General features: G+C 47.5%; 22 protein-coding genes and 1 pseudogene. 6 read left to right on the top strand and 17 right to left on the bottom strand.

All coding sequences use genetic code 11. The annotated features are described in order from the left end of the window. Positions 1-8 precede the first annotated feature (8 nt). The 4 genes and pseudogenes from AB4K05_RS01990 to AB4K05_RS01975 all read left to right on the top strand — a co-directional run. The gene (locus tag AB4K05_RS01990; RefSeq protein ID WP_059356770.1) at positions 9-266 is read left to right on the top strand and encodes a YjhX family toxin; all 258 of its coding nucleotides are present in this window, start codon (positions 9-11) and stop codon (positions 264-266) included. 7 nt (positions 267-273) lie between these two features. Next, positions 274-1,914 carry a methyltransferase domain-containing protein gene (locus AB4K05_RS01985; RefSeq protein WP_368478368.1) on the top strand — a complete coding sequence of 547 codons (1,641 nt, stop codon included), beginning with the start codon at positions 274-276 and terminating at the stop codon, positions 1,912-1,914. Positions 1,915-2,040: 126 nt separating this feature from the next. Beyond that, entirely contained in the window at positions 2,041-2,292 is a 252-nt protein-coding gene (locus AB4K05_RS01980; protein WP_059356218.1) for a zinc ribbon domain-containing protein, read from the top strand. Between the two features lie 64 nt (positions 2,293-2,356). Continuing rightward, positions 2,357-2,431 (top strand): annotated as a pseudogene (locus tag AB4K05_RS01975) (VOC family protein); the annotation flags it as partial. 90 nt (positions 2,432-2,521) lie between these two features. Here AB4K05_RS01975 and arsC read toward each other — a convergent pair. The 8 genes from arsC to AB4K05_RS01935 form a co-directional block, all read right to left on the bottom strand. Then, positions 2,522-2,947, bottom strand: a complete 426-nt coding sequence (arsC, locus tag AB4K05_RS01970) for a glutaredoxin-dependent arsenate reductase (protein ID WP_059356155.1) — start codon at positions 2,945-2,947, stop codon at positions 2,522-2,524. A gap of 12 nt (positions 2,948-2,959) precedes the next feature. Next, positions 2,960-4,249, bottom strand: coding sequence for an arsenite efflux transporter membrane subunit ArsB (gene arsB / locus AB4K05_RS01965; RefSeq protein ID WP_004129384.1), 1,290 nt, complete (start codon positions 4,247-4,249; stop codon positions 2,960-2,962). Positions 4,250-4,296: 47 nt separating this feature from the next. After that, positions 4,297-6,048: an arsenite efflux transporter ATPase subunit ArsA gene (arsA, locus tag AB4K05_RS01960; RefSeq protein ID WP_089518003.1), complete on the bottom strand. Its 1,752-nt coding sequence runs from the start codon at positions 6,046-6,048 to the stop codon at positions 4,297-4,299. Positions 6,049-6,065: 17 nt separating this feature from the next. Then, positions 6,066-6,428: an arsenite efflux transporter metallochaperone ArsD gene (arsD, locus tag AB4K05_RS01955; protein ID WP_000855179.1), complete on the bottom strand. Its 363-nt coding sequence runs from the start codon at positions 6,426-6,428 to the stop codon at positions 6,066-6,068. Positions 6,429-6,475: 47 nt separating this feature from the next. Next, on the bottom strand, positions 6,476-6,826 hold the full coding sequence (gene arsR / locus AB4K05_RS01950; protein WP_047620677.1) for an As(III)-sensing metalloregulatory transcriptional repressor ArsR: 351 nt from the start codon (positions 6,824-6,826) through the stop codon (positions 6,476-6,478). A gap of 131 nt (positions 6,827-6,957) precedes the next feature. Then, positions 6,958-8,721 carry a hypothetical protein gene (locus AB4K05_RS01945; protein WP_059356152.1) on the bottom strand — a complete coding sequence of 588 codons (1,764 nt, stop codon included), beginning with the start codon at positions 8,719-8,721 and terminating at the stop codon, positions 6,958-6,960. Between the two features lie 8 nt (positions 8,722-8,729). Next, positions 8,730-9,839 carry a hypothetical protein gene (locus AB4K05_RS01940; RefSeq protein WP_059356151.1) on the bottom strand — a complete coding sequence of 370 codons (1,110 nt, stop codon included), beginning with the start codon at positions 9,837-9,839 and terminating at the stop codon, positions 8,730-8,732. A gap of 224 nt (positions 9,840-10,063) precedes the next feature. Beyond that, complete coding sequence (locus tag AB4K05_RS01935) at positions 10,064-11,248, bottom strand: tyrosine-type recombinase/integrase (protein ID WP_368478367.1); 1,185 nt, start codon at positions 11,246-11,248, stop codon at positions 10,064-10,066. A gap of 279 nt (positions 11,249-11,527) precedes the next feature. Here AB4K05_RS01935 and AB4K05_RS01930 point away from each other — a divergent pair, with 279 nt between their 5' ends. Both AB4K05_RS01930 and AB4K05_RS01925 read left to right on the top strand, forming a co-directional pair. Beyond that, positions 11,528-12,733 (top strand): tyrosine-type recombinase/integrase, encoded by a 1,206-nt coding sequence (locus AB4K05_RS01930; RefSeq protein ID WP_368478366.1) that lies wholly within the window; start codon positions 11,528-11,530, stop codon positions 12,731-12,733. Between the two features lie 54 nt (positions 12,734-12,787). Beyond that, a complete protein-coding gene (locus AB4K05_RS01925; protein ID WP_368478365.1) occupies positions 12,788-13,180 on the top strand; it encodes a hypothetical protein in 393 nt (130 codons plus the stop codon). Positions 13,181-13,210: 30 nt separating this feature from the next. On the opposite strand, the gene AB4K05_RS01920 is transcribed toward AB4K05_RS01925, so the two are convergent. The 9 genes from AB4K05_RS01920 to AB4K05_RS01880 form a co-directional block, all read right to left on the bottom strand. Next, positions 13,211-13,417: a hypothetical protein gene (locus tag AB4K05_RS01920; protein ID WP_368478364.1), complete on the bottom strand. Its 207-nt coding sequence runs from the start codon at positions 13,415-13,417 to the stop codon at positions 13,211-13,213. A 124-nt stretch (positions 13,418-13,541) separates the two neighbouring features. Further along, positions 13,542-14,582 carry a major capsid protein gene (locus tag AB4K05_RS01915; protein WP_368478363.1) on the bottom strand — a complete coding sequence of 347 codons (1,041 nt, stop codon included), beginning with the start codon at positions 14,580-14,582 and terminating at the stop codon, positions 13,542-13,544. Between the two features lie 23 nt (positions 14,583-14,605). After that, positions 14,606-14,956, bottom strand: a complete 351-nt coding sequence (locus tag AB4K05_RS01910; protein ID WP_368478362.1) for a hypothetical protein — start codon at positions 14,954-14,956, stop codon at positions 14,606-14,608. A 794-nt stretch (positions 14,957-15,750) separates the two neighbouring features. After that, on the bottom strand, positions 15,751-17,883 hold the full coding sequence (locus AB4K05_RS01905; RefSeq protein WP_368478361.1) for a chemotaxis protein: 2,133 nt from the start codon (positions 17,881-17,883) through the stop codon (positions 15,751-15,753). Continuing rightward, positions 17,880-18,359: a hypothetical protein gene (locus AB4K05_RS01900; RefSeq protein ID WP_368478360.1), complete on the bottom strand. Its 480-nt coding sequence runs from the start codon at positions 18,357-18,359 to the stop codon at positions 17,880-17,882. The genes AB4K05_RS01905 and AB4K05_RS01900 overlap by 4 nt, the downstream gene beginning before the upstream one ends. 125 nt (positions 18,360-18,484) lie before the next feature. Then, a complete protein-coding gene (locus tag AB4K05_RS01895; RefSeq protein WP_368478359.1) occupies positions 18,485-18,961 on the bottom strand; it encodes a hypothetical protein in 477 nt (158 codons plus the stop codon). 15 nt (positions 18,962-18,976) lie between these two features. Then, positions 18,977-19,645: a hypothetical protein gene (locus tag AB4K05_RS01890; protein ID WP_368478358.1), complete on the bottom strand. Its 669-nt coding sequence runs from the start codon at positions 19,643-19,645 to the stop codon at positions 18,977-18,979. Beyond that, positions 19,620-19,811 (bottom strand): hypothetical protein, encoded by a 192-nt coding sequence (locus tag AB4K05_RS01885; RefSeq protein WP_368478357.1) that lies wholly within the window; start codon positions 19,809-19,811, stop codon positions 19,620-19,622. Before AB4K05_RS01885 ends, AB4K05_RS01890 begins: the two co-directional genes overlap by 26 nt. A 188-nt stretch (positions 19,812-19,999) precedes the next feature. Further along, positions 20,000-20,410: a hypothetical protein gene (locus AB4K05_RS01880; RefSeq protein WP_368478356.1), complete on the bottom strand. Its 411-nt coding sequence runs from the start codon at positions 20,408-20,410 to the stop codon at positions 20,000-20,002. Positions 20,411-21,082: the final 672 nt, after the last annotated feature.

The following is a 21,082-nucleotide window of genomic DNA, read 5'->3' as shown; positions in this document are numbered from 1 at the left end:
TTTCCAGTATGAATTTATCCCGTCAGGAACAACGTACCTTACACGTTCTCGCCAAAGGTGGCCGTATTGCGCACGTTCGCGATGCGTCTGGCCGCGTCACCGCCGTTGAATGCTACACCCGCGAAGGCCTGTTGCTCATCGACTGCACCCTCGCCACCTTCAAAAAACTCAAAACCAAAAAACTGATCAAGTCCGTCAACGGTCAGCCGTACCGCATCAACACCACCGGGCTGAATAACGTTCGCGCACAGCTTGATAATCGTTAAGGAGAGCATGATGGATATCAGCACCCTTATTTCCTCATCCCGGCACATTCAACTGTCGGCGGAGGAGAGCAAAATCCCCTGGGACGAACCGGCCTTCAGCCAGCGGATGCTGGCAAATCATTTGTCGCAGGATCACGACTGGGCCAGCCGCAGGCAGGAGGTCATTGAGCAGCAGGTCGAATGGATCGCCAGCCAGTTACCCCCTGGCGCACATATCCTCGATCTCGGCTGCGGTCCCGGCTTTTATACCCACCGCTTAGCGGAACGCGGATTTTACTGCACCGGCGTGGATTTCTCACCGGCATCCGTGAGCTGGGCCCGTCAGCGGGCGCAGAATGCCGGATTGAATATCGACTATGTCCAGCAGGATATCCGCGCATACTGGCCGGATAAATCGTTCGATTTCATCATGATGACGTTCGGGGAACTGAATGTGTTTAGCACGGCAGATGCGCGCTCACTCGTCAGCCGCTGCGCGCTGTGGCTGGAGCCGGGTGGCAGGCTGCTCACTGAAGTCCATACTTTCGACGAAGTTAAACGTCAGGGAATTGCTGAACCGAGCTGGCAACGCTGTCCGGACGGATTGTTTCTTGACGTCCCTCACCTGTTGCTGACGGAGCATGGCTGGGATGAGGAAGCACAGACCAGCTCAACGCAGTTCTGGGCCATAGAGGCAAACGGTCACACCACCCGTTTCGGCAGCCAGATGACGGCCTGGCGCGATGAAGAGTACGTCAGTCTGCTCGGTAATGTCGGTTTTACCCTGCTTCCTCCTCCTGAAAGCCACGACTGGCCAGTCAGCGAGACATTTGAAGGAAAGCTGTTTGCTCTGTTGGCCGAAAAAGCAAAAACCTCAGAGAAACTTCCTCTTAATACTCAACGCAATAAAAGGAATTCCACATTGGATATCCCACGTATTTTTACCATCAGTGAAAGCGAACACCGCATCCACAACCCGTTCACCGAAGAGAAGTACGCCACGCTGGGCCGTGTGCTGCGCATGAAACCGGAGACCCGCATTCTTGACCTCGGCAGCGGTTCGGGCGAGATGCTCTGCACCTGGGCCCGAGATCATGGCATTACGGGGACTGGCATCGACATGAGTTCGCTCTTCACCGCGCAGGCAAAGCGACGCGCGGAAGAACTCGGCGTCAGCGAACGCGTACATTTTATTCATAACGATGCGGCCGGTTACGTCGCCAATGAGAAATGTGACGTGGCAGCCTGCGTCGGCGCGACATGGATTGCCGGTGGCTTTGCCGGGACGGTCGAACTGCTGGCTCAGAGCCTTAAACCGGGTGGGATCATGCTCATCGGTGAACCCTACTGGCGTCAGCTCCCCGCAACGGACGAGATAGCCCAGGCCTGTGGCGTCAGCTCGACGACCGATTTTCTGACGCTACCAGGACTTGTGAGTGCGTTCGATGAACTCGGCTACGACGTGGTGGAAATGGTACTGGCAGACCAGGAAGGCTGGGACCGGTATGAAGCCGCGAAATGGCTGACCATGCGTCGCTGGCTGGAAGCGAATCCTGACGACGACTTCGCAGCCGAGGTCAGGGCCGAGCTAAACATCTCGCCGAAACGCCACGTAACGTACGCGCGGGAATACTTTGGCTGGGGCGTGTTCGCGCTCATCGCCAGGTAACAACAGGTTCCCGGTATTTCTGACTGGAGATACCGGGGCTTCGTCTTTGCTTTGATCTGATACATCACCTGCATACTACATATTCAGTATATTTATTAATCAGGATGTCCCCATAAGGAGCATCATATGTCACAACATGAACAGTTCTGTCAGGCTTGCGGGATGCCGATGTCTGCACCCGATGCACACAGTGCCAGCGATCAATATTGCGCGTACTGCTGTGACAGTAACGGCAATCTTAAACCCTGGGAAGAAGCGGTATCAGGTTTAGCCAGCTTCCTTGATTCCTGGCAAAAAGTCGGCCCGGAAGAAGCACAGAAGCGTGCAAAACGTTATCTGACGGCAATGCCCGCCTGGGTTCATAAAGCAGACGAGTGAAGAACAAAGCCTGAGTAATTTAGGCAGACTATCTTCACTCCCCTGATTCCATAAAGGAGAGACGATGTTTTCTTACATTATGCCCGGCGACCTGCCACACGCCATCACATTCTACGATCCGCTGATGGATATGCTGGGGTAATAGCGTTACATAGTGAAGAACCAATTGGTATTGACCTACTGGAATAATTGACGAAATAAAGATGAAGGGGCATTTGCCCCTTCATCTTTATTTCAGTCGTTTACCTGCCTCATCAACAACTTTTTCACCGTCTTCCTTGGTGAAAGCCGCTTTCTGAGCATCTGGAAGGATATCCAGAACCACCTCGGAAGGACGGCACAGTTTAGTACCCAACGGTGTCACCACAATCGGACGGTTAATCAGGATCGGATGCTGAAGCATAAAATCGATTAACTGATCGTCAGTAAACTTATCTTCCGCAAGCCCCAGTTCTTCATAAGTCTCGACGTTTTTGCGCAGCAGAGCCCGGACTGAAATGCCCATATCTGCAATGAGTTTGACCAGCTCATCGCGTGAAGGTGGATTTTCAAGATAAAGAATAACGTTCGGTTCAGTACCGCTGTTGCTGATCATCTCCAGCGTATTACGCGACGTGCCGCAGGCCGGGTTGTGATAGATGGTGATGTTGCTCATATCAGTATCTCATTACAAAGTGAAAGAGAGACGTAGCGCCAGCGCTGCCAGCGTTACAAACAGCACAGGCAGAGTCATGACAATCCCGGTGCGGAAATAGTATCCCCAGGTGATGGTCATATTCTTCTGTGAAAGTACATGCAGCCAGAGCAGCGTTGCGAGGCTACCAATAGGTGTAATTTTCGGGCCCAGATCGCAGCCAATCACGTTGGCGTAGATCATCGCTTCTTTGATAACGCCTGTTGCGGTGCTTCCATCGATAGAAAGAGCGCCAACCAGCACGGTTGGCATGTTGTTCATGATGGAAGACAGGAAAGCCGTCAGGAAGCCAGTACCCAGCGTCGCAGCCCAGAGTCCTTTATCCGCCAGTACATTCAGCACACCTGAAAGGTATTCGGTTAGCCCGGCGTTGCGCAGACCGTAGACCACCAGGTACATCCCCAATGAGAAGATGACGATCTGCCATGGCGCACCGCGCAGCACTTTGCCAGTGTTAATGGCATGGCCTCGTTTAGCTACTGCAAACAGGATCACCGCTCCAACAGCCGCAATCGCGCTAACGGGAATACCGAGCGGCTCAAGGACAAAGAACCCAACCAGCAGAAGTATTAAAACTATCCAGCCGGTTCTGAAGGTTGCCAGATCTTTAATCGCTTTTGCCGGTGCTTTCAGAAGAGCCAGGTCGTAAGTCGGTGGGATATCCTTGCGGAAGAACAGATGCAGCATAACCAGCGTGGCAACAATGGCTGCAATATCAACCGGCACCATTACCGACGCATACTCGGTGAAGCCCAGTCCAAAGAAGTCCGCCGAGACTATATTCACCAGGTTCGACACGATAAGTGGCAGGCTGGCTGTATCGGCAATAAACCCGGCAGCCATGACGAATGCCAGTGTCGTGCCTTTGCTGAACCCTAATGCCAGTAGCATGGCGATGACTATTGGCGTCAGAATAAGTGCCGCACCATCGTTGGCAAACAGTGCCGCCACCGCTGCACCAAGCAGAACGATATACGTAAAGAGCAAACGGCCACGACCGTTACCCCAGCGCGAAACATGCAATGCCGCCCATTCGAAAAAGCCTGATTCATCAAGCAGCAGGCTGATAATAATCACGGCAATAAAGGTCGCCGTCGCGTTCCAGACGATATTCCACACCACCGGAATATCGCCCACATGCACAACGCCAGATATCAGAGCCAGTCCCGCGCCTAGCATTGCACTCCAGCCGATCCCTAATCCCTTTGGTTGCCAGATAACCAAAACAATGGTCAGGACAAAAATAGCGCCTGCCAGTAACATAAAACCTCCTGACAGGGCGACTTTGTCGCCCTGTATATGCCAAAAAATTAACTCATCAACTCTCTGAGCTTTTCAATACCGGCGGGCTCTGACGCCAGCACCGGAACAAGCGCTATACGGTCAGCATGCTGATTCTTAACAGCCTCAATCTGAGGCAGTTCCTGATGAGCACGCTGACAAAGCAACGGAGAACGCGTATCCGCAATGCAAAGGCTGTTATTGATAATCCAGCCCCACGGATGAATCCCCGCTCTTTCAAGGTCAGCCTGCAGGTTTGCCGCTTCCAGCACTGGTGTGGTTTCTGGAAGCGTAACAAGCAGAACTTTGGTTCTATCCGGATCCTGAAGCTGCATCATTGGGGTCGTAAAATGACCTTTACTCCCCATTTTTCTGGCAATCTCTCGGTGGTAAGCCCCGGTCGCATCCAGCAGCAATAGCGTGTGTCCCGTAGGGGCGGTATCCATGACAACAAACCGTCTACCCGCTTCACGAATCACCCTGGAAAAGGCCTGAAACACGGCAATTTCTTCTGTACAGGGAGAGCGTAAATCCTCTTCCAGTAGCCGTTTCCCTGCTTCGTCCAGATCTCTTCCCTTCGTCTCAAGAACATGCTGGCGATAGCGTTCGGTTTCATCGTGAGGGTTGATGCGGCTGACCTGCAGGTTTTTGAGGCTGCCGTTCAGCGTTGTACTCAGGTGCGCTGCAGGATCAGAGGTCGTGAGATGCACGTCAAATCCCATGTCTGCCAGCCTGACGGCGATAGCCGCTGCCATCGTGGTTTTACCTACGCCACCTTTGCCCATCAACATAATCAGGCCGTGCTCACTGCGAGCGATATCATCGACCAGGCCAGAGAGCGATAAGTTTTCAGGCGTGTACTGGATGTTCGTTACCGGGAGTGGTAATGCCTCAGAACCGGTATCCAGCAGTCCCTTCAAGGCTGAAACACCAACCATATTGACTGGCTGTAGTAATAGGGTATCTGTCGGTAGCTCAGATAAACCGGCAGGAAGATTTGCCAGTGCCTCCTGCTCACGTTGCCATATCGCAGCGGCCAGGGCGTCATTTTCAGCTTCGGCTTTAGGCAGCACACCATTAATCACCAGGTACTGGTTTTTCAGGCCAATTGCGGCGAGTTCTTCATGGGTACGGGTGACTTCCTGCAGCGTAGATTTTTGCAGTCGTGCAACCAGAACCAGGCGGGTACGTTCCGGATCGGATAACGCCTCTACCGCATGAGAATACTGCTCACGCTGCTTTTCCAGCCCGGCCATTGGGCCAAGACAGGAAGCACCATCTGGATTGCTTTCAATAAAGCTACTCCAGGCACCAGGAAGCTGGAGAAGGCGAATAGTGTGTCCCGTCGGCGCTGTATCAAAAATGATGTGCTCAAAGCGGGTCAGCAGGGAAGTGTCTGTTAGCAAGCCAGTAAATTCATCGAACGCCGCAATCTCAGTGGTACAGGCTCCTGAAAGCTGCTCGCTGATACTGTTAACAACGTCATCAGGCAGAAGGCCTTTGATAGGGTCAACGATTCTGGCGCGGTATTGCTGGGCGGCTTCCTGCGGGTCAATTTCCAGAGCGGAAAGTCCAGGAACTGCCATCACAGGACGAATGTTGTTACCGATAGCCTGATCGAATACCTGGCCGACATTGGAAGCCGGATCGGTACTGACCAGCAAAACCCGCTTCCCCTGTTCGGCAAGGCGGATAGCCGTCGCGCAGGAAATGGACGTTTTTCCTACACCTCCCTTACCGGTAAAAAACAGGTAAGGCGGGATGTTCTGTAAGAATTTCATATGTCCTCCTGACATATTCAACAACAGGAAGTATTACCACCACAGCAGCTGGTGGGCGCTAACCCAACCTTCTCCAGCGGAATGCCGAACCAGCGAGCCAGCTCAGCGCGTTTTGGGTATCGCCCTGCCATCACCGTTTCGCCGTCCAACAGCAGTAGCGGAAGACCTTCTGCTCCAGATGCTTCGAGGAATGCTTTCGCTTTCTCATTCTGCACAAAGCTCATGGGCTGCTGCGCCAGGTTGTAACGTTCAACCTGTACACCACGTCCTTTCAGCCACTGCACATCAGCAGAAAAATCAACCAGAACCTGATCGACATCTGAGCCACATACGCCGGTACTGCAGCACATTGCTGGGTCAAACACCGTTAACGTCTTCATTCTGAATACCTCACATTTGGAAAAACATATATGTTCAGGCAAATTTTTTAGATGCAAACAGCCTTACCGCTACCAGAGCAGTTTGCCGATGCCAGCTTACGGGCGATGGCCTGTACGTCGTCCTGTTGGCTTAACCAGGCCTGCTCAATCACCTGAGCAGCCCAGGAAGGAATATGCGGGGATAAGCGGTAGTGAACCCACTTGCCCTGCTTGCGATCCAGCAATAGACCACTTTCCCGGAGCATTGCCAGGTGGCGGGAGATCTTGGGCTGTGACTGTTCTAGCGCAGTACAAAGGTCGCACACGCACAGCTCTCCCATCTCTCTAAGCAGCAACACAATGCCCAAACGGGTTTCATCGGAGAGGTTTTTGAAGAGTTGTAATGCTGTAAAAATCATAGTCGTTCCCCTACCTATCTGGCTCTATGATACTCGGCGAAAGATTCCTTGCAAGATCACATATGGTAAATCAAATGTATAGCATAAATAGCGAACGCACAAGTTTGTGTGTTCGCTATTAACTAAAGGAATCATTCAGTAAGCCGACAAGTATCGACAAAAATATCGAGGTTTAAATCCAAAGGTTTTGATAAAAATGTTCTCTCATGCTTCCCATCACCAATAAAGAATAAATTCGTACCATCAGGGAAGTATCGATTTTTAATATCTTTAACCTTGGCTCTTCGGAATGCACTTATCTCTTTACCATCTTTCAAGAGGTTATCTTCAGCATACTCAGACATTGATATAAATGATTGAGTATCAGTCGGAAGATTTTTTCCCACAAACGACAGTATGAGATCAAAATTTCTGTCATCGATATCTTCCTTAAGAATTGCGTCAAGCATAAATGGAAGTCGATGTATATTGTCTGTTTTTCTTATTAAAGAATTTAATGCAAAATGATATGACATTACAGTTTTATGAAGTTCAACCCCTTGAAAAGGAAATGAATTTATTTTATAAAGATCTGTATATCTAGGTTCTGTTACATTGAACAACTGCATATCATTAAGATATTCTTTAAATATTTCCTTGAAATCTTTTTCTTTGTTAAACCGCTCGACAAAAAGAGACTGCTCCTCTCCCATCCCATCAATTAATCCTTTAATTTCATCAGACCTTTTTGTATATTCTTCTATCTCTTCATGAATATTGCCTAACAGACGTATGTTTGCTTTATTATCGATCCATGTGTTGACAGATAAATTTTGTGATTTTTTCTCAAGAAAATATGAATACTTTGAAGATATATCAATTTCTAACTTTTTAATCTTCGCAAGTGAACTATTAATGTCAGACTGTATTTTTTGTATTTTATTATTTATTTGCTCCGATAGTTTATCAGTATCATTGATGTTTTGATAATAACCATATAACCCTTCTAAGGAATAAGGAAGTATTTGCGTACATGCAGGACAACGATCAATATTGTTATAGTTTTGGTTTTTAATATTTCTTTTAGTTCTTCTTAGTATCTTGACATGATTTTTAGTTAAGGATAACTTATTACACAAACCAGTATATACATCACGTTCTTCATCTAATGATGCTACTAATTTAATATAACCATCTATATACTTCTGAGCCTCATCACCAAACTCTTCATCCAGTAATTTAGAAACAACAAAGTGATGCTCGGCGCTATATTTATTCAATGAGGAGATCTTCGACTGAAGTTGTGCCCGCTCTTTTGTTAATTTATAAAAATATTCTTTATCAAAAGAATTTTCTATGCCAAGATAATAATCAAGATACGTATCTTTAAAGTCTTTATAAAAACCAAGATTAGAGAATGACTCTCTTAAATAAACCCACCCTACAGATTGAGAAATATAATAAGGCAGGAACATGCATTCTATCGATGCTTTTTTTAGCTCACCCTTCTGTTCTAAAAGCATGTTAAAATCAAATAATTGAGATAACATCTCCTTAAGCTTCACATGTTCAACTCGACTATCAGAGTCAATTCCATGAAAACTAAAAACATTTCCCCCATCCTCTTTTAAATATATGCTACCAAGCTCTCTTACTATTATATATTTTTTATCTACGCCTCCTTTAGTGAGGCTGAAATCCAATCTGAACGTAGGGTTGTATCGAATAATTTCGCTCAAGCCATCTTTAACATCGTTAATTCCAAAGGTAAATAAAATACTCTGTATTAAAGTACTTTTACCTGAGGTATTACACCCACTTATTATGTTTATTTTATTTGAAAACTTTTGGTCGAAATATAAATTATGACTTTCAGAGACAACAAACAATCTATCAAACTTTATAATTGTCTTCATGGTTTACCTTAATCGTAGCACTCAACGTATGAACACAGAACTGCAAAAAATGTATCAATATTATCTAGGTTTATAGAATGAGATTTTCTAACATTATCAACATATGCAGTTAATGCGTCTTGAAGAGAAAAATATTGAGTTGTGTAATCATTATTTCTAACAAAGTCTTTAATGATTTGATAATCGTAATTACTCATATCCTTGAGTAGTTCAAAAGAGTTAAGTATATAGTTTTCATGATTTTTCTGTATGCTAAGTGGTATTCTGAATTTCATTGAGAATTGCTGTGCTTCGTCACGCCAATAGTCGAATGCCTTTTGCTGTGAATCAATTATATTCATAACTTTCTTAACATCTTCGCCTTCAACCCTTTTTGTTGGATCGAGTAGACATATTTCCTGCCCTTGATTATATACAGTTTCCACATTTCTAAATAGAGCAAGTATTACCTCGATGGCTGCTTTCGAGTCAGCTATATGAGAAAACTTTCTAGACATAAGTCCAATAAGCGATTCTTTTTGTTTTGCAGCTGTTCTTGGAAAATCTACCCACTGAATTTTTAGGTTACTTAGTTCTTTACGATGGAAAACAGAAGATTCTTCATTACAAATATCTGTAACTTTCTCTTCAATTTTATTCTGAATGTTTTTATGTAATTCATCATAAGCACAGATAGAGTTTTGCTCATTAATCCTTAATATCTGCTCAGTAATACCTTCTTTTTTTAACGCCTTTGGCGGTGAGTATTTTAATTCTATTTCTGTATTTGATATAAATGTTAGCTGGTGTTTATAATCTTCACTTTTTTCAAAAGCATCATTTCTTAAATTTTCGCCCACCAATAGTATTTTAGATACCATCTCAGAAAACCTAGAATCGATAGTCCATATTTTCCCGCTAAGTTTCTTTGCTTGATAGGCATGTATCTCGTTTATATAACTTAAGCAATCAGTTTTATAACAAAATAGAAAATCATCGTGATGTTCGATACAAATAAAGAACTCTTTATTGATAAAAGAATTGAAATTATCTAACAAAAGATACAATGCACAGTTTCTTTGAAACTCAAAACCAGTTAACGCATCAACCCCGGCGTTTGCCGCTTTATTTTTAGCCACCCTGCTCTCCTACAACAGCTAAAAATTTCCATCGTCATCCAGTGATGGATGTGGATGCAAATTAAACCATTTAAGGCGATGTGTATCACGAAAATCAAAAAAAATAAATTTGTAAGATCACTTTTAGTGATCTAATGCACTGTTTTACATACTGTTTTTTTATACAGTTAAAAGATAGTACTTCTAGGGAAAACTTTAAAAACTCGTTTTCCCTATTTACAGACTTATACAACCTTAGTCAAAGATGCTTCAATATAATCCGCATACCACTGCATCATCTCCTTCCTCCCCTCCAGATATTGAGCATGGTTATACGTTCCACGAATTGAGTTCTTATCGACGTGAGCCAGTTGTAACTCAATCCAGGCCGAGTTGAATCCCTGCTCATGCAAAATGGTACTCATCGTGTGGCGGAATCCATGCCCTGTAACGCGCCCGGCATAGCCGATACGCCTTACCAACACAGTTAATGCCATATCACTCATCGGTTTCTTAGGATTATTACGTCCTGGGAACAGCAACGTTCCTGCTCCAGTCATGGGTTTAAGCTGATTAAGCAGGTCAATTGCCTGGCTTGATAACGGAACCAGATGAGGTCGGCGCATTTTCATTCGCTCTGCTGGCACGTTCCAAACCTTCCGCTCAAAATCAAATTCCTGCCACTCCGCTTGCCTCAACTCCCCAGGCCTTACTCCTGTCAGAATAAGTAATTGCATCGCAATCTTAACAAGCACACTACCGGCATAGGTGTTCAGAGTCCGAAGAAACTCTGGCAATTCATCCTGGGTTAAAAAAGCATAGTGCTCTTTCTCATGAGGAGTCACGGCGCTGGCTAGATCTGGTGCTGGATTGTACTCGGCCCTGCCAGTCACAACGGCATACTTCCAGACTTCTCCACAACGCTGGCGAACCTTACGGACCTTCTCAGTTGCTCCTCGTGCTTCTATTTTTGAAAGAACTGCAAGCAACTCCATCGGCTTGATATCTTTGATTGGCCTGTGACCGATATAAGGAAATACATCTTTCTCAAAGGTTCTCAGCATTTCTTCGCGGTAGGAGACAGACCAGCGGTCATAGCGACGCTGATACCACTCCCGTGTGATAGCCTCAAACGAGTTTTCAGTGTCTTGTTGACGACTAAGTTTCTCAATTTTTCGTTCAAGAGAGGGATCGTTGCCAGCCGCTAATGTTCTTTTAGCATCCTCACGCTTACTTCGGGCTTCAGCTAAAGAAACATCGGGATAAACGCCAATAGCGAGCAGCTTCTCTTTACCTAACGAACGGTATTTGAGACGCCAGTATCTTTTACCGTTGGGATTAACCAGCAGGTAAAGCCCACCACCATCGGCCAGTTTGTAGGGCTTCTCTTTGGGTTTCGCAGTTTCAATCTGACGAGCAGTCAGCTTCATTGGGGGTACCTCTCAGCAGGGGGTACAATTATACCCCCATCCATACCCCCACATTGAGCTTGACCTTGGGGGAGTACAATTGAGTTCAATAGACTAATAGAATGCTATAACTGCTGATTTATCAAGGGAAAATTGAGTTTGGTAGACTTCAGGAGACTTGAGTTTGGAGCGGGTGAAGGGAATCGAACCCTCGTATGCAGCTTGGGAAGCTACCGTTACTCCATCTCAACATTGTACATATGGCTGTACCTGATAGCGTGATTTTAGAGGATTAAAATCATGTCTATCAAGAACAATCAGTATCTTTTTCAAAGTCATTCGGGCGTATGGATCTTTCAGGTCTTTGTACCTGCGTACATGCGTCACCTGTTCGACAATAAACGAGCCTGGCGAAAATCCACAGGGACAAAGGACATACTTAAGGCTCGCCACTTCAGAAATCACATGTTGATTGAGTTCAACAACCTGAAAGCCCTGTTGAATCCTGATCGTGAAGACATTCGCATCCAGAATGCGATCACCACACTCCACACCACAATAAAACAGGCAAAGAGTGCGCCTGTAGCAATATCTCCGATCCCAACGCTGGCAGTCATACGTGATGAATACATGACGGTGTATAGCGAACGTCGGGCATTTTCCACACTCAGCAAATCCGCGCGAGCCGTGGAAGTTTTTCTTCAGAGTATCGGTAAAGTTGATCTTGGGTTGAACAAGATCGGACGCCGAACCGTTACTGATTTCATCGAAGGCCAACAGAAAAAGGCAGCACCTCAGACCGTGCAGAACTGGCTAACCTCTTTGGGGAGCCTGTACGAGTTTGCCAAACGCCGCTACGACGCGATCCCGGACAGTAACCCTTTTCACGGTCATAACCTCGAAGCCCGCCGCACCATCGAAAGTTATCAGCCGTTCGAGCCACAGCAGCTAACTACGTTACTCAACGAAGCTGACGAAGAGCTACGAGACGTAATTCTGATCGGGCTGTTCTCTGGAGCCAGGCTCGACGAAATCGCCAGCATTAAGCGGGAAGAAATTGTCATGATGGATGGTGTGCGCTGCTTCTTCATCAGCAAAGCGAAAACCGTTGCCGGGGTCCGTTATATCCCAATCCATTCGTTGTTGATTGGCATCGTGGATAAACTCCTGAGCCAGAATAACGGCGAATACCTGTTCCCACACGCTAACAAGATTAAACGCGCTGACGGCAAGAAAGGCCCCTTCTACTCTCAAGCGTTCACGAGACTACGTAATCAAGCGTTGCCAACCGCTACAGATCGTCAATGTTATCATAGCCTTAGAGGCCACTTTATAACGTGCCTAGATCGCGCTGGCGTTCCTGAACAGCGTATAGGGGCAATAACGGGCCACACGGCGCAAAAGGCTAAGACGGAGGCTTTCAGGACGTACACCAAAGGCGCAAGCATGAAAGAACTGTCTGGGTATGTCGAGCTGGTCAGCTACCCAGATATGCCGAATATCTAAAGTTTTCCCAAATCCCAACGATACCAATATTAAACCCAGGAGCAGGTAAAAATCATGGCTATGAAAAAATGTCGCGAGTGTGGGCAGGCAGTATCATCGAGCGCAAAAATTTGTCCGAATTGCGGTGTGAAAAATCCGTATGCATCGCCGAAAGGCTTAATCAGATTTGTTCTCCTACTTGGGCTTATCGCATTCGCCGCGATAACCAACCAAGGCGGAAAATCGTCAAGTTCAAGCTCCAGTGGGAGCAATTATCAAACAGTTGAGGACTCTCAAGATTTACGGGACGAAGCGCAGTTGGTAATCCAGGCGAAGGGCTACAAATGCAAAAAGGTGAACAGCACGTCTGCCGCAGCCTTTGGCGGAGAAATTACTGTATTTTGTGATGATGTCTATCAGTACAAGATTAAAGACAACGGCGGGAAGTACGTTGTTACCGCTGAATAGCAGACACAAAAAAGGCCGGGTTGCCCGGCCTTAAGTTTTCAGTTTTGTCTTCCGTTGCTGATCGTAATAAGCGAGGGCCGATTCCCAGCCGTAATCGTTCACGCGTTGCAAAAATGTGCTACGTGGAATTTGGAAGTATCTCGCTATGGCTGAGAGGTTCAGCCATTTGTCAGATTGATTATCGAGACTCATCGCCAGAAGAGGCAGACCCTTCGAATTGAACAGTTTCATGTGCATGTGTAAATCTCCTTTCCATTGCCTCACCTGGCAGCGGGAGCAATGCGCTCCCACAATATACCCGCCAGGGGGTTAACGGTTATTACCGTTAATCGCCCTGCGATACCAATAGCCGCTGTTTATCTTACTCAACCGGGACCAAGGTCATTTTAGTGACCAGGTCGGGACGGAAGTTGTAGCTCAGGAGGCTGTACTCAGAATACAGATTGCGGTTCCGAAGTTCATCGAATGCCCTGTATGCGTACCAGTCTTCAACATCACCAGATGCGGAGATTTCCAGATGGCGAGCGCATGGACCAACGAAGCGACCCATTGGTAGACTCTGCTCAACCGGAGCATTTCCAAATACAGGGACCAGGAAAGCCTCGTTTGACTTCACGCCGCTAAATGCTGAGTCGCTGACTTCGATCAGGCGTACAGAACCCAGAATAAAGGAACTGAACCCTGGCAGAACGTCTGACGGGAACAGCACATCAGAACCAACCAGACCATTTCCGTAGACAAGCAACTCGCGGATTTGAGGATGGTAGCGAATTGCTCTGTAGGCATCGGAACCACACAGCAGAACCCAGCCACGTAGATATTGAGTCAGACCACCCATCAGTGCTTTTGTGGCACTGACCTGATCGTCAATATCGCGCATCGGGTCATCGTTTACTTTTTGGTGCAAATCAGCGGTTCGCTGGTTAAGTCCAAACTCTACAGACCAGTCGATCTCCGGCTGCTGTGTACCAAATGCATCAACTTTATTGAAGATCAGCGTCTGCCAATAGGCATATTCGCGGGAGCGCTCGAACTTGGCACGCATCTGAATAAACTTATTGGCCTCAATTTCATCAAGTGACTGCTCCAGGGCGCTCCCCGGCTTACGGTAACCTTTCAGATCGGCTGAAGTTACACGGTCCGTCACACCCCGCCACACTAGCTCGTAGAGATAACTCCCGGCAGTTGGTTTCTCGATGGTTCCCCACTCACTGGAAAATCGCATCAACGGAGCATCCACGCCAATTGCGGCGTCAGCAATGCGATCCACGGTCACTTTGTGGGAATCTGCGATCTGACGATCAGCAAAAACGTTGAGGTGAGTAAGTAACAGGTTGCTTTGTGGAACCTGGTCACGGAAAACTTTGCTGTAGTCAACATAATCAAATGATTTAATAGCCATTTTTGAAGTCCTTTTCTTGTCAGTTATTCTGCGATGACAACATCGTCAGAGGTCAGGCGAATGTTTCCGTTAGCGGTCAATGCTGCTAACGCTGCATTTGTCGCTGAACCCATTACGGCGCGAATTGCTTCCGGGTACACGTAAATCAGGCGGTCAGCCACGATGACAGGAACGTCAGAACCCGCGTCAGCGTAGGACAGGCAAAGGATCGCATCGTCGCCAGAGGTGTATAGCGTCCCGGTGGAATCAACCACGCTTCCCGGTTCAACGGCTTGCGCCAGTGTTTCGAACACATACATTTTGCGGTCAAAATTGGCAGTTGCCGAATTCTTCACCACGTTGTTATACGTTTTTGGATGACTATCCAGTTTCATAATCTTGAATCTCCATTCAGGTCATCGCCAATGATGGCGTTATTATTTCTCTGGCAAATTTGCCATTGAGGGGCGAAAAGAAAGCCGCTATCAGCGACTTCGTTCACTTCGTTTTCCATACAGAAAAAGACCAAGGCGAGAATATCCCGCCTGGTGTAGGTCAGTAGTTTTCTGATGGAGAGATTTGGAAAGCATGATCGGTGGGTCACGCTTCAGGAATAAGGAGCACGAGAGCGGGAGACCTCATATCTTCGCTGTCGCACTCAATGCCAGTTTGCATCATGGCTGATGACCGGAGGAGAGCCGGATTTAATGGCCTAATCCAGGGTTACCCGGAGTAGTACTTCTTTTCTGAATACAACCAGCGGTCGGCGAAAACCTTCCCGTATTGCCCCCACAGAATGATGATGATTTGCATCATCGCCCAGCGGCTTATTGAGAGTCGGATTATTGGCTGTATTTAGAAAAGGCGCTTTGGCGAAGCGCACTTTATTTCGTAGGAGAAGGGAAGAATGCAGTAGTACGCACATACAACCTGAATTATCACCCTATATTATTATTTTACCACGGAACTATATCTTTCACAACAAACACTTGGCGTATTTGACGGAAAAACATTGACTTCCTGTTAAATTTTTTATTCAGAAAATGAAATTAACGAAGCCCCATCATGAGGGCGTTTATTATCGCAGAACGATTAAACGAACGGCTAACCCGTTATCAGGTCACGAAGTGATGACACAAAGTGTCACCGCAAAGCGGCCTAGCTGCCGGGTACTTCTTAGTGCGGTGAATTAATATGGAACTCCCAGGATAAGGTTGTTCTGGGCCTGATTATTATCGTGAATCCGGGCATCGATCAGGTTATTAACAGCCCCGTCATTCACATTGATATCAATAGGTGAGAGTGTAATCTCAGCTTGTCCGGTAACGCTGACAGGGATCGGCTGTCGCTGCGTCATGCTGTTCATTGTCGGCGCGGTAAATGTCGGTTGTGGTGCCTGGTAGTTGAAATCGGGAACACTCAACGCTAACGCTGGATTGTTAAACGCCGTGCCTGAGCCGTATGTCTGCGACGGCATCCCCTGAACACCAGGAATTGTGCTGGCACGGGTAATACCTTCAACCGCATTGCTGAACGACTGCCAGACACGGCCCACCATCGAATCTTTATAGTAAAGACCGTTTTCCGATAGCTGTTCATGCTTGTTCTCAGGGTTGATGTCGATGGAGCTAAACCATGATGTAATTTTCAGCACTGCCGCTGACATTTCGCCCAGTGACTTACCCAAACCGTCCGTTATCGGGATTAACCCTGCCATGCCTTTGCTCAGGTTGTCGGTGTTCTGACCATACTCACCCAAGCCAGCGACGAACGAAGCGGAGAAATGATCAGACAAACTCGTCTGCACCCGGCTGTATTCAGTGTTCAGCGCTGAGAGTTTATCGAGGTTTGCCTGTTGTGCTTCGCTCAGGGCGTAACCATTCCGGGCGAGGTCATCCATGCGTTTCTGAACAGCGTCACCACCATCAGCAAAGGCGGGTAACACCTTGCCTGCATCGTTGATCGCTTCTGCAAAAGCGGCTGTTTCTTTATCCGTGAACTTGAAAGTCTTCTGCAACTGCTTCAAATAAACCAGGAAAAGATTAAAGTCGATCCCCTGAAGTTCTTTAACTACGCGCTTTGCCGTGGCAACGTTGGATTTGCCTGCAATAGCGTTGATAAGGTCACCAAGCTCACCACCACCGGACAACGTTGATTGACCGTTTTTGTTGGTCTTCCATGTTCCGTTAGCCGTCAACTGACCCACTTTGTCGTTATAGTCAGCAGAAAAATCAAGAGCTTTGTCTGGGGAAATATTAAAGCCGGTCTTATTTGCAACAACATCACGCACAGCTTCATATTCAAGGCGGGACACTCCTTGCGCCTGTAGGGATTTCATCTGTTGGTTGCGTTCAAAGCTACCCTGTAGCACAGTCCCGGCTTTAGAGATCCCCATACTACCGATCAAAGCAGCACCGCCGATCACACCAGCGGCGGCAAGACCTGATCGCCCTCCCCGACCTTCGGTGCGTACACGACCAGCACGAACACCTGCGGCTTTCTGTTCACGGGTAATACGTTGCTGTAAACGGGCCTGTTTGCGTAACTCAGTAGTGATCCGGGCCATTTCAAAGCGAGTTTCCTCGACGGTGTAGCGCTCTTCTTTCTGGGCTTTCAGCGCCTCTTTTGCCGCACGGATGGATTTGTACCGTGTTGCCACGTCTGCACCATTTATCGAGGCCAACTTATAAGAAGATGTGCGGAGCTGGTTGTAATACGTCACCTCGCGCTTAAGCGCCGCTTCCTTCTTCTCTTCAATCGCCAGTGACCGCTTTTGTGCCGTAATCTCTGCCGCTATGCCGCTATGACCACGGGCCATCTGTGCATTTTGACGAGAGGACACCGCCGGGTTGTAATGCTCTCGACCGATAGAAGGTGCATCCGGGTTATACGTCATAGCCCGGTGTTGGCTTGCGGCTCGCACCTTTGCAGAGATACGAGCAAGCCGCATATTCTGACGGGCCAGAGCCTCTGCGCTTCTTGCCTGGTCGCTTTGACTCTTCGCTGCAAGGTTCGCCATTTTCCTGGCGTGGGCTACCTCAGCGGCTGCGGCACGGGCTTGAATTTGCGACTGTTTCTGCTGTTCTTTGCCAAGCTGCTGTGCCTGACGTAGCTTCGCAGTCTGGGCCTTCGCCGCCTGCAACGCCGCCTTGCCTTCACTCTGAGCGGTACGCTTCTGAGCCTTTTCCAGCGCTTTAGCGGGTTTGGCGGTTAACTCCTGGAGGGAGATAATTTTCTTTTTCGCCTTCAGATAAGAATTATCGTCTGTGGTCCAAGAAATTTCGTTGACGGTACTAACGATAATCTTGTTCGATGCACTCATTCAGCCCCCTGCTGCTTGATGATATTACCGTAACGATCAGGGTCGGATTTTGCGAGTGCAGCAGCCGCTGCTTTAGCTTTCGCCAGCATTTCAGGATCGATGTGGTCAGCGGTATGACTTACCGCCGGACGACTATCTGCGCCCAAAGATTTTTTAATCCGTTTGGTGGGTGTGTCAGACGGGACTGATTTGAGCAACTCCGGATGATGATCCAGAAAGTCATCGGTGACGCTCTTCAGGTTGTCACGGGCTTTTTGTAGTTCGTACTCTGCCGGGGTCTTGCCGTGCATCGCTGCAAACAGAGCATTCTTTATGGTGTTCAGGGTCATTTTATGGTGTCTCCAGAGTAGGATTTTTGTCTCAAGGCGATGACGGGCAACGTCACTGCTTCGCAGCAAGAGGATCAGCCCGTCACGGACGCAGCGATACGCCAGCCAGTAAACTGGCAGGAAGTAAAATAAGTAATCAAGGTTCATTTGCCCCCGATGTGGGGTTGGGTCAGTGCATCGCAAGGCGATTAACAGCTAACGGTGCGGAGCACTCTCGCAGCAGCGAGACACCTTCGGTGCTGAAGGCAATTGCTGTTAACCCTTTCAGGGTATTAGTAGTGCAGGCGAGGTGATCGGCGTTTCGGCGTTGCCTGTTTTCTGGCGACCGTCTCACGATAAGCCACTAGTAAGGGGTCATCGTTTTCAGGCATACGATCTGCCATTTGTTGCTCTGTCACACCCTCGGCTTTTAGATGCGCAACCACTGTATAGAGCGGCAATTGCAGGTCACGACAGATAGTCGCCAGGAGTGCGCCAGACTCGTAATACATCCGGGCCATTCTCTTAGCGGTGTACTGGTTGGCGTGACTTACACGCCGGAACCGTGGGTTCCACGTTTTCGCGAGTTCAGCCACAAAATCGGGGTCGAGGCGGAGCAGGCAGGCGACCTTACCAGCCGTCATGCCATGCACGAGCAAAGTCTTGGCGGTTTTAACAACTGATTCATCACGGCGGCGCTTTTTGAATAGGCGCTCTAAATCTGGTGTCTTCTGGTCAGCCGTCAGGCTGTTGCATTCAACATTGTTCAATTAATCCTCACGTTATCAAAATGGCGGTTCCCAATTACTGTTTTTTTCACACATCCCGACCTCTTGAAAGCCGTGCTCCGAATAATTTTGGGTTGTGCTACCCCGTGGCAATGACACAACAGTTCTCCCGGTCACCGCATCATCATTGGCAGGTAGATCAGCATTGCCACCGCCAGAAAAGATAGAAACAGATTTTCGTTGTTCATCAGCGTTCTTATCAGATTTGCCATCCTCTTGTGCTCCGCAATTTCTTGTCTGGGCTGTGTGGAGGCGTTTGAGGGCCTCTTCATGATCATATGACGGCTTTCCGTTCAACAGTTTCGGATAGCTGAAAATAAAGTTGTGCTCCTGACTCACCACTGATCGCACTGTGTATGAATGGCTCTTCTGGCTCTCATCGATGACGAGTAAACCAAGCGTTTCAAGAACTTTCATCCATTTGCCAAGGGTTTTTGGTGAGCATTTACATTTAGTAGCGATATCCCTCTGATCTTCATAGAATGACTGGCCCTTTTTCCGGTAACTATTATATTGATCCACCATATAGGTATGAATTTTTGCAAGTTTGTCCTCAACCTTGAAACACTCACCAGTTGCCTTGATAGTGACGCTTTCTGCAAAGGAAAGGCGGCGATCCTCTTCAATCCATAACTCTGGCTTATTTTGCGATGCTCTGCTGTTCATTGTGTTCTCCATAAGTATTCCCCAAGGCGGGTAAAGTTTCACCGTTATCAAAAAGATGAGCGGCGATTTCTAGCACTTCGCGTGCAAGGTTTGGAACAGTTGTTCCCCGGCGCTTCGCTTCTGCTAAAAGTCCGGCGTAAACGTGCTGTTGAATTTTCAAATTCATATCAATTGTCCTCCCATAGGTCGCTACGCGATTTGCTGAACGCAAACCTGCACAGCAGGCAGAAATAGATCAACAGGTTCGCCCCTGGAATGTCGCATTGCGGCACAGAGGTATGGCGGTCTGGTGACCTGCATTTAGATTTGTTTGCCGTATGTGCGGCTGTCTGGTAGGTCGGCTCTCGCCGGGTATTAAAAATGCTTCTCGGGGTTAATTCCGTAACTCTTTAGATCTTCACGAGATTCAGAAAGGATTAGAGCCAAAACTTGCTGTTCAGATAACGCGATGCCTACACGGTCACGGTACAGGCAGATATAGCCATTGATAACATCAGAGAAGATATCCGTGATGTTTTCACCGTTCCGAATACGGGGATTGACTGGTTTGAGTACCGTCATAATTGCCCGCTGGTGTCTGGCATTGCGTTTTTGTTCAAGCTTGTATTGACGGAGCATCTCGAGCGCTTTCTTCGTGTTGCGCTTATTTGTGCCAACACGATTTTGGAAGCTATAAAGTGCGGAAGTAGTAGTGATCTTGTGGACTAATGCGTTGAAAATCTCTTCGGCGGTTGCGACTTGAAAGTCGATGGCGGCTGTTCTCAATATGGTCTCCTGTAGTCAGATAAGTGTTTATTCATTCAGTATGTACATATTAACAGTTAAACATCGATTTGTCAAGTTGTTTTTGTGTGTTTATCAATAAGTCAACATTATTTTTGTAAAGATAAAAACCTTGGCGACCTTATACAGCAATCCTTACCTCATTGTCAAGAGATTTGTTTGTATGGCGCTCTCTGAGGCTCCAGATTCAACGCTACAAGCCGAAGCGGTAAAGTCAGCAGCACATAGAAAAACGCGCTCAGGAGTCGATACAGGGCCGTTGGTTCGGCATACTATCTCCTTGCGAGAATGAGGGGGGACAGCCGCCCACCAAGGGGAGAGTTACGTCGCGTTGCAAGCTCCTCTGCGCCGTGCTCGATCCACATTTGACTGACGCGCCTCGCGGCTTGTCTTCCACACATATCTGAAGTGGCATGGCCATTCAGAGCAGAGCGACAGAAGCATCTCTCCTTTACTACCCCACAACGTGAACACCAGTTCACCCTGTCCTTGACCTAGGTCTTTAAGATCTTATTAGAGATTGATCTTAATGTTATTGATCTTATTGGTGAGTAACCATTACCGATGACTCATCTGTAACCATTACCGATGAAACCGCTTTTCATATGTACTGATTACCGATGACTTCTGACTGGTGCTTCCTGCCGTAACTGA

The organism is Kluyvera sp. STS39-E (assembly GCF_040932435.1).
Taxonomy (GTDB): Bacteria; Pseudomonadota; Gammaproteobacteria; order Enterobacterales; family Enterobacteriaceae; genus Kluyvera.
This window is presented reverse-complemented; position numbering and strand designations above follow the sequence as displayed.